Origin of the sequence: Bradyrhizobium sp. CB3481 (genome assembly GCF_029714305.1) — a bacterium.
Taxonomy (GTDB): Bacteria; Pseudomonadota; Alphaproteobacteria; order Rhizobiales; family Xanthobacteraceae; genus Bradyrhizobium.
Genome location: NZ_CP121647.1, coordinates 273,923 through 288,541, shown reverse-complemented (window position 1 = coordinate 288,541; position 14,619 = coordinate 273,923). Strand labels below are relative to the sequence as shown.

The 14,619-nt window shown below is 64.9% G+C and carries 11 protein-coding genes and 1 tRNA gene; 5 read left to right on the top strand and 7 right to left on the bottom strand.

Going from position 1 to position 14,619, the window contains the following annotated elements:
* Positions 1–109: 109 nt before the first annotated feature.
* The 6 genes from QA643_RS01360 to QA643_RS01335 all read right to left on the bottom strand — a co-directional run bounded on the left by QA643_RS01360 (position 110) and on the right by QA643_RS01335 (position 7,436).
* Positions 110–1,636, bottom strand: coding sequence for a hypothetical protein (locus QA643_RS01360; RefSeq protein ID WP_283031422.1), 1,527 nt, complete (start codon positions 1,634–1,636; stop codon positions 110–112).
* Positions 1,637–1,853: 217 nt separating this feature from the next.
* Positions 1,854–3,044 carry an acyltransferase gene (locus QA643_RS01355; RefSeq protein WP_283031421.1) on the bottom strand — a complete coding sequence of 397 codons (1,191 nt, stop codon included), beginning with the start codon at positions 3,042–3,044 and terminating at the stop codon, positions 1,854–1,856.
* A 332-nt stretch (positions 3,045–3,376) separates the two neighbouring features.
* A tRNA-Thr gene (locus QA643_RS01350) sits at positions 3,377–3,452 on the bottom strand.
* 94 nt (positions 3,453–3,546) lie between these two features.
* Positions 3,547–5,331: a heme biosynthesis HemY N-terminal domain-containing protein gene (locus tag QA643_RS01345; protein WP_283031420.1), complete on the bottom strand. Its 1,785-nt coding sequence runs from the start codon at positions 5,329–5,331 to the stop codon at positions 3,547–3,549.
* A gap of 25 nt (positions 5,332–5,356) precedes the next feature.
* On the bottom strand, positions 5,357–6,571 hold the full coding sequence (locus tag QA643_RS01340; RefSeq protein WP_283031419.1) for a hypothetical protein: 1,215 nt from the start codon (positions 6,569–6,571) through the stop codon (positions 5,357–5,359).
* A 109-nt stretch (positions 6,572–6,680) separates the two neighbouring features.
* Complete coding sequence (locus QA643_RS01335) at positions 6,681–7,436, bottom strand: uroporphyrinogen-III synthase (protein ID WP_283031418.1); 756 nt, start codon at positions 7,434–7,436, stop codon at positions 6,681–6,683.
* A gap of 124 nt (positions 7,437–7,560) precedes the next feature.
* Here QA643_RS01335 and tsaD point away from each other — a divergent pair, with 124 nt between their 5' ends.
* From tsaD to QA643_RS01320, 3 genes are read left to right on the top strand one after another with little or no spacing between them, the layout of a single operon-like run.
* A complete protein-coding gene (gene tsaD, locus QA643_RS01330) occupies positions 7,561–8,634 on the top strand; it encodes a tRNA (adenosine(37)-N6)-threonylcarbamoyltransferase complex transferase subunit TsaD (RefSeq protein WP_283035080.1) in 1,074 nt (357 codons plus the stop codon).
* 1 nt (position 8,635) lies between these two features.
* Entirely contained in the window at positions 8,636–9,616 is a 981-nt protein-coding gene (locus QA643_RS01325) for an NAD(P)H-dependent glycerol-3-phosphate dehydrogenase (protein WP_283031417.1), read from the top strand.
* Positions 9,617–9,618: 2 nt separating this feature from the next.
* Positions 9,619–10,032 (top strand): EVE domain-containing protein, encoded by a 414-nt coding sequence (locus QA643_RS01320; RefSeq protein ID WP_283031416.1) that lies wholly within the window; start codon positions 9,619–9,621, stop codon positions 10,030–10,032.
* A gap of 114 nt (positions 10,033–10,146) precedes the next feature.
* On the opposite strand, the gene QA643_RS01315 is transcribed toward QA643_RS01320, so the two are convergent.
* A complete protein-coding gene (locus QA643_RS01315) occupies positions 10,147–11,334 on the bottom strand; it encodes a DNA topoisomerase IB (protein WP_283031415.1) in 1,188 nt (395 codons plus the stop codon).
* A 369-nt stretch (positions 11,335–11,703) separates the two neighbouring features.
* Here QA643_RS01315 and acs point away from each other — a divergent pair, with 369 nt between their 5' ends.
* Positions 11,704–13,656 carry an acetate--CoA ligase gene (gene acs, locus QA643_RS01310; RefSeq protein ID WP_283031414.1) on the top strand — a complete coding sequence of 651 codons (1,953 nt, stop codon included), beginning with the start codon at positions 11,704–11,706 and terminating at the stop codon, positions 13,654–13,656.
* Between the two features lie 410 nt (positions 13,657–14,066).
* The gene (locus tag QA643_RS01305) at positions 14,067–14,579 is read left to right on the top strand and encodes a L,D-transpeptidase (RefSeq protein WP_283031413.1); all 513 of its coding nucleotides are present in this window, start codon (positions 14,067–14,069) and stop codon (positions 14,577–14,579) included.
* Positions 14,580–14,619 lie beyond the last annotated feature (40 nt).

The window sequence follows — 14,619 nt, the reverse complement described above, 5'->3', positions numbered from 1 at the left end:
AGATCACGCAGCGCGAGCGGTCGGATCGACCGCCCAAACAAAATATCGAAAACAACCCCATGCAAAGTAGCCGGCAACGGCTGGCGTAGCGGGCGGTCTCATCAGGCTCCTAGGACCGGGGCTGATCGGCCCGTCGCAAAATTTCGATCCCGTCGACGTTCTTCACGGAAACGTAGGCCTTCAGCAGTTCGGAAAGCTCGGGATCGGCCGCCGCCCACTTGCCCCAGTCGCTGTTCTGGTTGTCGATCACGACGACATCAGGCGTCTGCTTCCTGAAATCCTCGATGATTCCGGCGCGCTCCTGCGCCACGTAAGTGGCGAGGCGATCGGCCGTCGCCTGATCGATCGCGCCGTCCTTGAGCGCACGACGGACGATTTCCCGCATCCAGAACGCCTGCTGACGCGAGATCCATGTGCCGCCGACCTCGCGCACCATCGGATGACCGATGACGGCGGCTGCGCTCAGCACGAGGATCTTCGGCCGCGGCTCCAATAGCGTCACCTCTTCCTGAACGCGCCGCATATCGACGCTCGCGTTGAACCACAGGCATGCATTGGCGAAGATCAGCACGACCACCAGCATCGCACCGGCGCGGAGCCAGCGCGCTGGCGCCTGCGCATCGCTGCTGTCCGCAATCGCCCAGCCCGCCGCCAGCAGCCCGAGCGCGACCATCGGATAGGCGTGATACCCCCAGCCCTTTCCTTGCGCGAAGAACGAGATCGCAAAGCCGAGCGAACCGGCCATCATCACCAGCGTCGCGCTGTCGACTTTCTGCCGCCGGCTTTGCAGCGCCAGCGCGACCATGATCGCCAGCAGCCAGAACGTCGTGGCCGATGCCAACAGAATGGCGAGGAGCGGCGCCTTCAGCAGCAGATAGACGTCGCGGACCAGCGGATAGATCAGCGTAAAATATTCCGGGTAGAACGCGACGATGCAAACGGCGTGGATCACGACGAAAGCGGCGGCGATCCAGTTCTCGGGCGCGAACAGCACCCGCCAGTCGCGCGCCTGCACCGCGGCAGTGAGAATGCAGAAGCCGACCGCGAAGACGAAATACGGCTTGAAGTTCATGGTGGTCGCGGCGCACAGGCCGGCAATCAGAACAGCCCATGGCGCAACCGCCTCGCGATTGGCGCGCAGGACGTAGACGGCGAGCGCCGGCAGCAGCACGATCAGCGCCAGGTGTTCGCGCTGGCCGAAATCGTACATTGGCAGGATGGTCAGCACGACGGTCGCCCAGACAGCTGCGGCGCCGCCGGCGCGTTCGCGGAGCGAGGAGAAGCGCAAGACCCGCCACGTCAGCGCCAGCGATCCCGCGATCATCAGAAAGATCAGCCCATTGGTCGCGACTTCCGGCCGCGCGTGGACCGCGCGCGCCAAGAAGACGCCGAACATGTAGACCGACCCCGCCATCGGCGGATTGGTCTCGAGGATGTCGACATAGAGCCGCTGGCCGTCGAGGATGCGCTCGCAGACGATCAGCCACCAGCTGACGTCGACGTTGAAGGGCAGGACCCCACGCAGCATGATCGCCGCCATGAAGACGACGACGACGCCATGCAGCGGAGAGGCGGTCCAGATTCCCTGGCGGGCGGGCCTGTCCCCGGCAAGGCTCAGGCCGACATCGAGCGACATGCAATATCCCTGCAGGTTGGTTTGCAGGCACGCTAGAACGGGGCCAGTTAATAAGGGATTTCGGCGCGCAGGACGCGCATACGATAAGGCATGAAGCGCGGCGGCAGGCATCAGCGCAAAGTAGCGGCACGGCCGCGGAAGCCATCGCCGGCGGGCTCAATCCTGGGCGCGTTAAATACGGCACCGCTAATTTATTGAAACTACGTCCGATTTTCTACTACCTGGGGCTCACTAACGGTTCCGGAAGGGCGGCCATCCGCTGCGTTCGCAGCAGCTTTTTTCCGGGCACTTCAATCAGGCGATAGGTGATCGATGCCAATCCGATCGTTGCGAAGATGAAGCCCAGCAGGAAAAGCGCGCTGTCATAGGGCATCTGAACGAGAAGCGTGACGGACGCCAGATGCATGGCGAGCTGAAGCGGAAAGTGCACGAGATAAAGGGAGTAGGAGACGCTGCCGAGATAGACCAGGAAGCGAAGTGTCAAAAACCGCTTAACCAGCCGGCCATGGATCGCACCAATAATCAGCGCCGGAAAGCAGGTGACCGCCATCATCAGATCAAGTAGCCCGGCGAGTTCACCCCGTGCGCAGTAATAGAGGAATACGAAAACCGCCGCGATGGCGAGGCCATCGGCAAAACCGCGCTTCAAGTCGATCCGCGACAGCCAGCGCGCGTGCACGTGATATAGCGCCGCGCCACAGACGAAGCCGACGATTGTCCGGAACACATCGTTGCTGATTCCGAATGCCAGGGCATCGCTGACCAGGCCATTCTTCAGGATCACCGCGAGTGACACGGCGAACAGCGCGAACAGTACCGCACGGGCCGTGCTGCGCGGGAGTGCGATAGCCGCCAGAAACAGAATGTTGACGACGAATTCCGTCGAGATCGACCATGACGGCCCGTTAAACGAAAGCCCTCGTTCAAGTCCGGTCCGATTCAGCAGCGCAAGGTTCAGCGCGAAATCATGCGCGTCGTTGAAGACATAGACAAAAGGCGTCGACGCCAGCGGATTGACCAGGATCCACTGCATGACAGCCACGAAGCATAACGTGGTGAGATGCAATGGATACATTCGGGCAACGCGGTCGCGAACATTGCGCGCGAACGCCGCGCTGCACCGGTCGTTCCAATAGACGCGGGCGAGCACGAAACCTGACAATAGGAAGAAGAAGTCAACGAGGAGCTCGCCGTGTCGATAGAACGGCGCCATGAGAACTGGCAGCGGAGAAGCGCCGAAATGATTTGTGTAATGCCATCCAACGACGCCGATCGCCGCAAGGGCTCGTAAACTGTCCAGCTCATGCAGACGGGCCGGTTCGCAATGCCCCGAGGATGCCGGGCCGCGGTCTACAGGCGCATCCGTCCCGGCTGGCCTCCAGCCGCGGAAACCTGCTTGGGCCTGCATGTCGATCTCCGGCGCTGGGAAACGCAACTGAGCTTTCCAGACTTTCGAAGCGACGCGAGCCCGGCACGCTTGGTGATACCGTGATCGAGCACACAACTACAGCGTCAAGCGCGAAAAGGGTGTATTTTCGTTTAATTGCGCGCTTCAGATGTACGGGAAGTCAGCTGACGCGCTTGGCAAGAGCGCTGATCGCGGGTCGGCAACAAAGATACGGCGGTCGCCGCCTTCGGCCACGGCAATGGCGAGATGATCAAATTTCCCGCTACGCGCTGCGCCGCCGACTTCTTGCGCTCAAGTCGATGGCGGAGAAGAAAAACCGATCCGGAAAAGCGTGGTGCCGCAAACAGGACTCGAACCTGTGACCCCGTCATTACGAATGACGTGCTCTACCAACTGAGCTATTGCGGCGAACCGAAGCGGCGCTCGCCGGGTGAGCCCGCGAACGCCTGCACCTGATATCGGGGCTTGCCCCGATTGGCAAGATAATCGCTGCGGCGGAACGCTAGCTGCCGCCCCAGCGTGACAAAAATCCGCGCCAGCCGCCGGCCTGGGCCTTGGGCGGGCCGATTTGTTCCGCGAATTCGTCCGGCGGGCCATCCTCATCGACCCCGGGATCGTCGGGGGCGCGGACCAGCGGGATTACCGCCGGAATCGGCACTGGGACGGCTTTCGGAATGTCCCTGCGCGAGCGGAACAGGGGAGCCGGCTGCGGCGGGGCAGATTCGGCCGGTTTTTGCGGGGGCGGCGTTGGCTCCACGACAGGTTCGGGACGGGCGGCCTCGGCCGGGGCCGGCTCTGCAGCGACCGCCGCGGGCGGCGTGTTGTCCTGCGCGGCGGGTGCCGTCGTCTCGGCCGGAGCGGCTGACGACTCCGGCTTGGTCGGAGCAGGCTCGGCCGCCGGTTCGTTCACGGGTTCCGGCGGCGCGATCACAACGGCGCGGCGCGGGGTCGCCAGCATGGCTTCCTCGAACGGCGAGGATTCGATCGCAGGTCCCTTGTCGGACGGCAGCGCCGCCACCGGCGTCTGCCACTGGAACGCGTCGAGCCGCCCCGTAACCGGGGAAACCGGGCGCCAGCGATCGCTGACATAGCCGTCCGCGGTCCAGGCCGGGTCGTGAGCTGCGCGCACCGCTCGCAAGGTCCAGGCGCGGGCACGGCCGCTATCGCCGTGCTCGGTGCGTTCGAGCTCGGCCATCAGAAGCGCGACGCGCTGCGTCGGTGCGGCAATGAAAGGCTCCAGTGCCGCACGCGCCTTTGCGAATTCGGAGGCGTCGATCGCGGCGCGCGCGATCGCCAGCGCGCCCTCGATATGGCCCGGCGTTTTCGCCGCCAGCGTCTCGACACGCACCAGCCGCTGCCGCGCGGCATCGCCGAGTTTCACATGGGCGTAGGCATCTGCGAGATCGGGATGCGGCTGCGCCAGCCATGCCGTCTCGACAAGGCGCATCGAGCGGCGCACCTGATGCGCCTCGCTTTCGAACTTGCTGGCGAGCGCCGCGGCCGGCACCAAGGTCGGCGCCAGCTTGACCGCTTCCATCACGCTCTCGCGCGCCAGGTCGCGATCGACCTTTTCGAGCTCGAGCGCCCGCGCCGTCAGCAGCACGCCACGCTGCCGGCGATAAGTCGCCTTGTCGATCAGCCCGGCGGATTGATTGTTGTCGAGAATCTTCAGCGCGCCGGCCCAGTCGCCCTTGGCGCAGCAGAAGCCGAGCACCGCATGCGAGGCCCATGACGAGGACGGCGACAGTTTTAGTGCCTCCTCGGCGAGCATCACGGCCGCGACCGGATCGTCGGCGCGCTGCGCCTCGATGAACAGGCCGCGCAGGCCGAGGAGCCGCGTGTCCTCACGCTCGGCCATGGCGCGGAAGGCGCGCTGCGCGCCGTCGCGGTCGCCGTCGAGCTGCGCCGATTGCGCGTGCAGCAATAAGGCCAGCGGATCATGCGATGCGTGTTTTCGCGCGGCGTCGGCGTGGAAGCGGGCGGCAGAGGAATCGCCGTGGCCGATCGCGAGCAGCCCTTGCGTGATCGCGTGCCTGCCGCGCGCCAGGCGCCGCTCGCGCCGGTTGCGGCGGAGGCGCGCCGGGGTGCGCCAGAGGCCGCGCACGATCGCCCACACCATCATCGCCACGACGATGACGATGCCGAGCGCCAGCACGAATACCGGCAGCGTGGTCTGGACGCGATAGCCGCCCCACGACAGCACGACATCGCCGGTTTGTTCGGCAATCCAGGCTGCGCCCGCTGCGCCGAGCGCGATCAACAACAGAAAAAGAATGATCCGGATCATCGAAATCCCAGCGTTAATAAAATTCCTATTCCGACGGTTTGGCGAGCACGGCCATGGCCTCGCTCGCAAACTGACGGGAAGCAGCCAGCGCCGCGTCGCGCGCATCGGCCCGATCGAGCCAGCTTTGCACCGGCGCGCGATCTTCCGGTGAAAGCGTCTTCAATTCGCGCCGTGCCTCGTTGAAATCATTGCGCAGCGCCGCCGCGGTGATCCGCGCCACCACGGCGCCGCGGTCGGTGCCGGCAGTATCGGTGCGCTCGATCTTGACGAGCTTGGCCGCGCCCGCCTGCAGGCGATCGACAATGCCGGTGCCGGTCGTGGCGGCGGCCTGCTGCTGCGCCGGCGTCAGCTTCGGGACCAGGGCCAAGAGCTCCGTGCTCAGCCTGTTCGCGTTCGGCACGCCCTTCTCGGCAAATGGTTCGAGTGGCTTCAGCGCATCCGGATTCGGTGCCAGCGATTTTGCCGTCGCAAGCGCGACAGGGTAGGGATCGCCGACCCGCACCAGCACGTCGAGCAGCGCCGCGGCCAGCACGCGCCGCCACGGCATATCGCTCGCAGCCTTGGCATCGGCACTTTGCGTGTTGGCGAGCTTGCTGCCTTGCTGCGCGATCTCGGCGCTTTGCGCGCGCATCTGGTTCTCGATTTTTCCAAGGCGCTCCGCAAACGCGGTGAGATCCGGCGATACGGCGCCATCAGCACGCGGCGCGGACCGCACCTCGTTCAGCGTGGCCGCCAGCTTGTCACCTTGCGCACGCGTCGTCGCGAGTTCGCCGCGCAGCGTCGCCAGCGATTTTTCCAGCGCCTCGGTGCGCGGATCGGCAACGACCTTGCCCGCCTTGGCCTCGAGGCCGGCGACACGCGCGGTCAGGCCATCGATGGCGGCGGCATTCTGCTGCGCGGCCGGCGGCACGGTGACGGGCTGGATCGCGGGCCAGCCCAGCATCCAGCCGACGCCGATCACTAGCGCAGCCGCAACTGCGCCGGACACCGGCGCGACGACCCAAGGCGAAGCCGGCCGCGACGGCGGCTCCGATACCGGCGGCGCAGCGGCGGGCGCGGCGGCTTCGGGCGCCGGCTCGGCCATCGTCTCCGGGGCAGCCTCGTCCGCCGGGTCGGACGAGGCCTCAACCACGCGCTTGGTCTCGCTCGACACCGCTTCGAGGTCGATGGTCGGCGGCTCGCGCTTCGGGCGGCCAGAATCGGGCGGCGATTGAGTGTCTTCGGGCCTGTTGTCGACCATCGCAGCGGTTCCCTTGAACGGTTAGATGCCGGAACTTAGCAGAATCGGGACGTGTTAGAGCATGAAGTGGCCGCGGCGGCACCGGTTTTCCGATAAGACACTGCTAGACTTAAAGATTAGTGCGAATTCGCCGTTGCAGCGCCCGCTGCAGCGCCTCGAACAGGGCATTTTCATCCGCCGACTCCGCCGCCGTAACCTGGCTGGCGCCGGCCTCCCGCAACACTGCGGCGACCGCCGCCGAGATGCAGCATTGCGGCAGCGCCAGCGCCGAGATTTCGACGCCGCCGGCGCGCGCCGCCTCCAGAAAGGCCCGCGCGCTACGCCGTGAATAATGCAGCACTGCCTCGATCCTATCAGCCACAAAGGCGTCACATATCTCCCGTGGCAGGCTCGGGGCCGGCACCATCCGGTAAGTGGTGCGCGTCGCCACGGTAAATCCCTTGTCGCCGAGTTCACTGGCAAGGTCGCGCGCAAGATCGGCGCCTGCGAGGTACAGCAGCGGGTTCGCCTTCTTGAGCTGTTTCGATTTCGCAGCCGCCAGCACCAGCTCACGCAACGCGCCGGCGTCTCCCTTTGAGACGATCACCTCACTGAAACCGGCATCGCGCGCGGCGGCGGCGGTGTGTTCTCCAACCGCAAACAGGGGCAGCCTGAGAAGCCGGCTGTTCCCGAGTTGCGGAGCTGCGGCGCGTAGCGCGTTGGCGCTGGTGACGAGGACGGCGCCATAATTTGCCTCCGCGTCGTCCTGGAACGGGATGGCTTCGAACCGCAGCATCGGCGCGCACAATACCTCAAAGCCCCGCGCGCGCAGGGCGCTGGCGGTCGTATCATCGTCCGGGCTTGGTCGCGTGACGAGGACGGCCATATGTCAGATCTCCGCCAAAACCATTTCGGCCCGATTGCACCTTGCGACCTCGTAGTGCTACGCGGTTACCGAAACGTTGTTTTTGCCGATCGCGCAAGGGCTGAAATTGAGTAACGAAAAGCCGATGCTGGTGCTGGGTATCGAGACCACCTGCGATGAAACCGCAGCCGCGGTGGTCCGGCGCCTGCCCGACGGCAGCGGAAGAATTTTGTCGAATATCGTGCGCTCGCAGACGACGGAACACGCCCGATTCGGCGGCGTGGTGCCGGAGATTGCCGCGCGCGCCCATGTCGACCTGCTCGACGGCATCGTCGGCCGGGCGATGAAGGACGCTGATGTCGGCTTCGCAGAATTGTCGGCGGTGGCGGCCGCCGCCGGCCCCGGCCTGATCGGCGGCGTCATCGTCGGCCTCACTACGGCCAAGGCCATTGCGATGGTGCACGATACGCCGCTGATCGCGGTCAACCATCTCGAGGCTCATGCGCTGACACCGCGGCTCACTTGCGCGCTCGCCTTTCCCTATTGCCTGTTCCTGGCTTCCGGCGGCCACACCCAGATCGTTGCCGTTGTCGGCGTGGGTGAATATGTCCGGCTCGGCACCACGGTCGACGACGCGATGGGCGAAGCCTTCGACAAGGTCGCCAAAATGCTTTCGCTGCCCTATCCGGGCGGACCGGAGGTCGAGCGCGCCGCCGGCAGCGGCGATCCCAGGCGTTTTGCCTTTCCGCGGCCGATGCTCGGGCGCCCCGATGCGAATTTCTCCTTGTCGGGGCTGAAGACCGCGGTGCGCAACGAGGCCAGCCGCATGATGCCGCTGGAGCCGCAGGATGTCAGCGATCTCTGCGCCAGCTTCCAGGCCGCGGTGCTGGAATCGACCGCGGACCGCCTGAGCGTCGGTTTAAGATTATTTCACGAACGGTTCGGCCCGCCGCGCGCGCTGGTCGCCGCCGGCGGCGTCGCCGCCAACCACGCCATCCGCGGCGCGCTGCAGGAGGTTGCCGCGAAGGCGCAGACCACGCTGATCATTCCGCCGCCCGCACTCTGCACCGACAACGGCGCGATGATCGCCTGGGCCGGCGCGGAGCGGATGGCGCTCGGCCTCACCGATACGATGGACGCACCGCCGCGGGCGCGCTGGCTGCTCGATGCCAACGCCAAGGCGCCGGCTGGTTACGCCAAAACGCGTGCGGGATTCTGACGTGGCATCTTTCAACACTGTCGCAGTGATCGGGGCCGGCGCGTATGGCACCGCGCTCGCCTGCGCCGCCACCCGCGCCGGCCGCAAGGTCACGCTCTATGCGCGCAGCACCGAGGCCGCCGCGCAGATCAGGGCGACGCGGCAAAATCCAAAACTTCCCGGCATCAGCCTCGATGCCAGCATTGGCGTCACCGCGGACATGGCCGAGGCCGCGCGCGCGGATATCATCCTGCTGGCGACACCTGCACAACATTTGCGCGATGCCGCCACTGCGCTTGCCCAGCTCATAAAGCCTTCGACGTCCGTGGTTGCCTGCGCCAAAGGCATCGAGCGTGGCACGCACAAATTCATGACCGAGGTGATCGCCGAGACGATGCCGAGTGCGATTGCTGCCATCCTGTCCGGGCCGAATTTCGCTGACGACGTCGCACGTGGCCTGCCGACCGCCGTGACGCTTGCCGCAAAGGATGAAGGACTGGCAGCAGACCTGGTGCAGGCGCTGGGCTCGGCCACGTTCCGGCCCTATCACACCACCGATGTGCGCGGCGTCGAGATCGGCGGCGCGGCCAAGAACGTCTTGGCGATCGCCGCCGGCATCGTCGTCGGCCGCCAGCTCGGTGCCTCCGCACTGGCAGCGCTGACGACGCGCGGCTTCAGCGAACTGGCACGCCTCGGCCGGGCCTGCGGCGCGCGCACCGAAACGCTGGTCGGCCTGTCGGGTCTCGGCGATCTCGTTCTGAGCTGCGCCAGTCCCCAATCGCGCAATTTCGCCTTCGGCATTGCGCTCGGCCGCGGCGAGGCGCCGAACCGCGCCAAGCTCGCCGAGGGCGAATTCACCGCGCCGGTCCTGATCGAACTGGCAGCTTCGCAAAATGTCGATATGCCGGTATCAAAGGCGGTCGCGGCGATATTGAGCGGCAAGATCACGATCGACGCCGCGATCGAGGGCCTGATGACGCGGCCGTTCAAGGCGGAGGAATGACGATGGCGTACTGGCTGGTGAAATCCGAACCGTCGGCCTGGTCCTGGGACCAGCAGGTCGCGAAGGGCGCCAAGGGCGAAGCCTGGACCGGCGTGCGCAACTTCACCGCCCGGCAAAACCTCGTGAACATGAAGAAGGGCGACAAGGCCTTCTTCTATCATTCCAACGAGGGCAAGGAGATCGTCGGCATCGCGGAAGTCATCAAGGAGGCCTATCCCGATCCGACCGACAAGACCGGCAAATTCGTCTGCGTCGACATCAAGGCGGACAAACCGTTGAAGACGCCGGTGACGATGGCCGCGATCAAGGCCGATAAGAAGCTGGCGGATATGGCGCTGGTGAAATACTCGCGCCTGTCGGTGCAGCCGGTGACGGCGGATGAATGGAAGCTGGTCTGCAAGATGGGCGGGATGTAGCTAGCAGCGTCAGACAGTGCGGTAGGGTGGGCTAAGCGCAGCGTGCCCACCATTCGGACTTCCGATGTCGAGAGAGGGTGAGCTCGCTTCGCTCAGCCCACCCTACGCAGTGCGTCACGCCGCCGCGGCCGCGGTCACCACCTGCGCCAACAGCGCCTCGCGCTTGGCTTGCGTGCGGTAACCCTTCATCGTCGCGGCGAAGCGCTCAAGGATACCGTCCTCGAAGGCGGTGACGATGGTGTCGTGGACGTAGCTCTTGCGGCAGATCGCCGGCGTGTTCGACAGCTCATCGGCCGCGGCGCGCACGGCGTCCAGCACCTGCTTCTTACGGCCGCGGGCGCTCGCCGCCGGGGAAATCCGCGACAGCGATTCCAGCACGACGGCGGATGCCATCAGGGTGCGAAAATCCTTCAGCGAAATCTTGATGCCGGCGATCTCGCGCAGGAACGCATTTACCGCCGTGGTCGAGGCGGCGCGCACGACGCCGGAACGATCATAGTACTGGAACATGCGCTTGCCCGGCACGGTGCGCAAAATGCCGATGGCGCGCACCAGTTTTGCGGCGTCGCATTCCTTGCGCACGGCCTTACCGCCCTTGGCCTTGAAGGTCAGGACGAAGCAATCGTCTTCCAGCGTGACGTTGGACTTCAGCATCGTGGTGGCGCCGCGGGTGCCGTTGAGGCGGGCGTAGGATTCATTGCCCGGACGGATCGCGGTGCGCGCGATCAGCTCGATCACCGCCGAAAGCGCGAATTCGCGCGTCGGTTCGTCGCCGGACAGGAACGCCGAAACCTTGCGGCGGATCTTCGGCAGCGCCGCGACCAGCTTGGCCAGGCGATGCGCCTTGCGGTGCTCGCGGACCTTTTCCCAATCGGCGTGATAGCGATATTGCAGCCGCCCGGCGGCATCGATGCCGACCGCCTGCAGGTGCGAGGTCGGATCGGCCGAGTAGCGCACGTCGCGATAGGCCGGCGGCACCGCCATCGAATGCAGGCGGCGGATGGTGCCGGCATGACGAATCTGCGTGCCGTTGGCGCGATGGAATGAATAGCCCTTGCCGCGCTTGACGCGGCGGATCGTCAGCCCGTTCTGGTCGCCGAGCTTGAGGCCGAGCTCTTGCGCCAGTTCCTCGACGGAGGTCTTGCCTAGGGGAGTCTTGGCGACGATGTGCGGCTTTGCCGCAATAGCTTTTCGAGGGTCCTTGATCGGTTCCTTCGGCAGTTGCCCAAGCGCTTGCGCCAGTGCCACGGCAGGATCGGCGGAAACGGGCCGCGTAGCCTCGAAATTCTGCTGATCCATCATGACCGTTGTCGCCTTACTCCGCCTGTTTCGCCGGTAATGCCTTTTCTTGTGGCTTGGTTCCGGGAGGCCGTCAGCCCCGGGGAGGCCATTTAGGGGGTAACGTCCCCTTTTGCGAGTCCCGATTCCGTCATTGACGGTTACCAAATACCTTTCATGGGAGCCATTCCGGCGATAACGTTGATTTGGCCCTGCCCAAGCTCCCTAAAAATTTAGCGACTTTGATCCCAGACAAGGCCGGTCAACGGCTGACCGACCAAGGTCGCAAACGTTCCGCCTTGTCCGGGTATCGCCCCGCGACGCATAATCGCTGCAACAATTCTGGACGATTTGCGGCCGCCGACATGGGGCCGCAATGAGTGGGAGGGAAGCATGTCCGAGAAGATCTACGACGTATCTGCCGATTGGGCCAAGCGCGCCTATGTCGATGACGCCAAGTACCGCGAAATGTACGCCCGCTCGGTCTCGGACCCCAACGGCTTCTGGGCCGAACAGGCCAAGCGCATCGACTGGATCAAAGCGCCCCACAAGATCGAGAACGTCTCGTTTGCTCCCGGCAACATCTCGATCAAATGGTTCGAGGACGGTGTCCTGAACGCGGCCTGGAACTGCATCGATCGCCACCTCGACAAGCGCGGCAACCAGACCGCGATCATCTGGGAGGGCGACGATCCCTCGCAGTCCAAGCACATCACCTACCGCCAGCTGCACGACGAAGTCTGCAAGATGGCCAACATCCTGCGCACGCGGAACGTCAAGAAGGGCGACCGCGTCACCATCTATCTGCCGATGATCCCGGAAGCGGCCTATGCGATCCTGGCCTGCGCGCGGATCGGCGCGATCCACTCCGTAGTGTTCGCCGGCTTCTCGCCCGACAGCCTCGCCCAGCGCATCACCGATTGCCAGTCCAAGGTCATCATCACCGCCGACGAGGGCCTGCGCGGCGGCAAGAAAGTGCCGCTAAAGGCCAATGTCGATGCCGCGATCGCAAAAACCGGCGGAGTCGACTGGGTCGTCGTGGTCAAGCGCACGGGCGCTGCCGTCGATATGAATCCGTCGCGCGATTTCTGGTACCACGAGGCGGCCGCCGTCGTGACGACCGAATGCCCGGCCGAGCATATGCACGCCGAAGATCCGCTGTTCATCCTCTATACGTCCGGCTCCACCGGCCAGCCCAAGGGCGTGCTGCACACCACCGGCGGCTATCTCGTCTACGCGGCGATGACGCATCAATACGTCTTCGACTATCACGACGGCGACATCTACTGGTGCACCGCCGATGTCGGCTGGGTCACCGGCCACAGCTACATTCTCTATGGGCCGCTGGCGAACGGCGCCACCACGCTGATGTTCGAAGGCGTGCCGAACTATCCGGATAATTCGCGGTTTTGGAACGTCATCGACAAGCACAACGTCAACATCTTCTACACCGCGCCGACCGCGATCCGCGCGCTGATGCAGGGCGGCGACGAGCCGGTGAAGAAAACCTCGCGCAAATCTCTTAAGCTGCTCGGCACGGTCGGCGAGCCGATCAATCCGGAAGCCTGGGAATGGTATTACCGCGTCGTCGGCGACAGCCGCTGCCCGATCGTCGACACCTGGTGGCAGACCGAGACCGGCGGCATTTTGATCACCCCGCTGCCCGGCGCAACGAAACTCAAGCCCGGCTCGGCGACGCGGCCGTTCTTCGGCGTGGTGCCTGAGATCGTCGATGCCGAGGGCAACGTGCTGCAGGGCGAGACCACGGGCAATCTCTGCCTCGCCAAATCCTGGCCGGGAATGATGCGCACGGTCTATGGCGATCATGCGCGTTTCGAGCAGACCTATTTTTCGACCTACAAGGGCAAATACTTCACCGGCGACGGCTGCCGGCGGGATGCCGACGGCTATTACTGGATCACCGGCCGCGTCGACGACGTTATCAACGTCTCCGGCCACCGAATGGGTACCGCCGAAGTCGAGAGCTCGCTGGTCGCGCATGCCAAGGTGTCGGAGGCGGCGGTGGTCGGCTATCCCCATGACATCAAAGGCCAGGGCATCTACGCCTATGTCACGCTGATGGCCGGCACCGAGCCGACCGAGGAACTGCGCAAGGAACTGGTGGCCTGGGTGCGCAAGGACATCGGCCCGATCGCGTCCCCCGATCAGATCCAATTCGCGCCGGGCCTGCCCAAGACACGCTCCGGCAAGATCATGCGCCGCATCCTGCGCAAGATCGCGGAGGACGAACCGTCCAGCCTCGGCGACACCTCGACACTGGCCGATCCCGCCGTCGTCGACGACCTCGTGCAGAACCGGCAGAACAAGAAGGGGGCGCCGGCGTAAGGTCGGCGCGCGGCCGGGCGAGGCAGGCGCATCCGGCGTTGTAGGGTCCACGATCGCCCCGTTTCGTTGCCGTCATGCCCGGGCTTTGTCCCGGGCATTGACGTCTTTGTCGTTCCGCCAATGACCGCGACAAATCAGGCCATGACCTGTAGGTCAGCCTCCCTCACGCATTTATCAGTGGCCCGGTTGGCTTCGTGGCTATTTCGCGGCCATGTGTTGTTTTCCGGTCATTTACTTTATTTCCAACATTTTCTTTGTTCCGCTCAGCGAAACCAGTCTCGACGCCGGGTTGAAACCGCCCGGTCAGTGCACGCGACTAAACTAGGCACGGATGAGACAGCGGGCCGGCAGGGCCTGTGAAAGGACATTTGAGGACCCCCTGAGCGGGGCGGGCAGAGTGGGAGCTGGGAATGTTGAAGAGAATTGCGGTGGCGTTGGCCGCCACCATGGGTTTGGCCATTGTGACGTCGCCAGCCGCGCAGGCGCGGCCGGAACTGGTGGGGATCCACGGCGATTACGCGCCGGGCACGATCGTGGTGAAGACCGGCGAGCGACGCCTTTATCTCGTTCTCGAATCCGGCCGCGCGATGCGCTACCCGGTCGGCGTCGGCAAGGCCGGCAAGCAGTGGTCCGGCACCACCAAGATCGACGGCAAATATCTCAACCCGGCCTGGTCGCCGCCGAGCGAAGTCAAGCGCGACAAGCCTGAGATGCCCGACGTCATCCCCGGCGGCTCGCCCCGCAACCCGATGGGCGTCGCGGCGATGACGCTGGCCGGCGGCGAATACGCCATTCACGGCACCAACGTGCCGAACTCGATCGGCGGCTTCGTGTCCTATGGCTGCATCCGCATGCTCAATGACGACATCTCCGACCTCTACCAGCGCGTCTCGGTTGGAACCACCGTGACGGTCACGCGCTGATCCTTGGATCAGAGTGAACAAAGGGCTGCGCTATTGCGCG

Coding starts and splice junctions, on each gene's coding strand:
- QA643_RS01360 (WP_283031422.1), bottom strand. CDS start 1,636: ATGTCGCTCGATGTCGGCCTGAGCCTTGCCGGGGACAGGCCCGCCCGC.
- QA643_RS01355 (WP_283031421.1), bottom strand. CDS start 3,044: ATGCAGGCCCAAGCAGGTTTCCGCGGCTGGAGGCCAGCCGGGACGGAT.
- QA643_RS01345 (WP_283031420.1), bottom strand. CDS start 5,331: ATGATCCGGATCATTCTTTTTCTGTTGTTGATCGCGCTCGGCGCAGCG.
- QA643_RS01340 (WP_283031419.1), bottom strand. CDS start 6,571: ATGGTCGACAACAGGCCCGAAGACACTCAATCGCCGCCCGATTCTGGC.
- QA643_RS01335 (WP_283031418.1), bottom strand. CDS start 7,436: ATGGCCGTCCTCGTCACGCGACCAAGCCCGGACGATGATACGACCGCC.
- tsaD (WP_283035080.1), top strand. CDS start 7,561: ATGCTGGTGCTGGGTATCGAGACCACCTGCGATGAAACCGCAGCCGCG.
- QA643_RS01320 (WP_283031416.1), top strand. CDS start 9,619: ATGGCGTACTGGCTGGTGAAATCCGAACCGTCGGCCTGGTCCTGGGAC.
- QA643_RS01315 (WP_283031415.1), bottom strand. CDS start 11,334: ATGATGGATCAGCAGAATTTCGAGGCTACGCGGCCCGTTTCCGCCGAT.
- acs (WP_283031414.1), top strand. CDS start 11,704: ATGTCCGAGAAGATCTACGACGTATCTGCCGATTGGGCCAAGCGCGCC.
- QA643_RS01305 (WP_283031413.1), top strand. CDS start 14,067: ATGTTGAAGAGAATTGCGGTGGCGTTGGCCGCCACCATGGGTTTGGCC.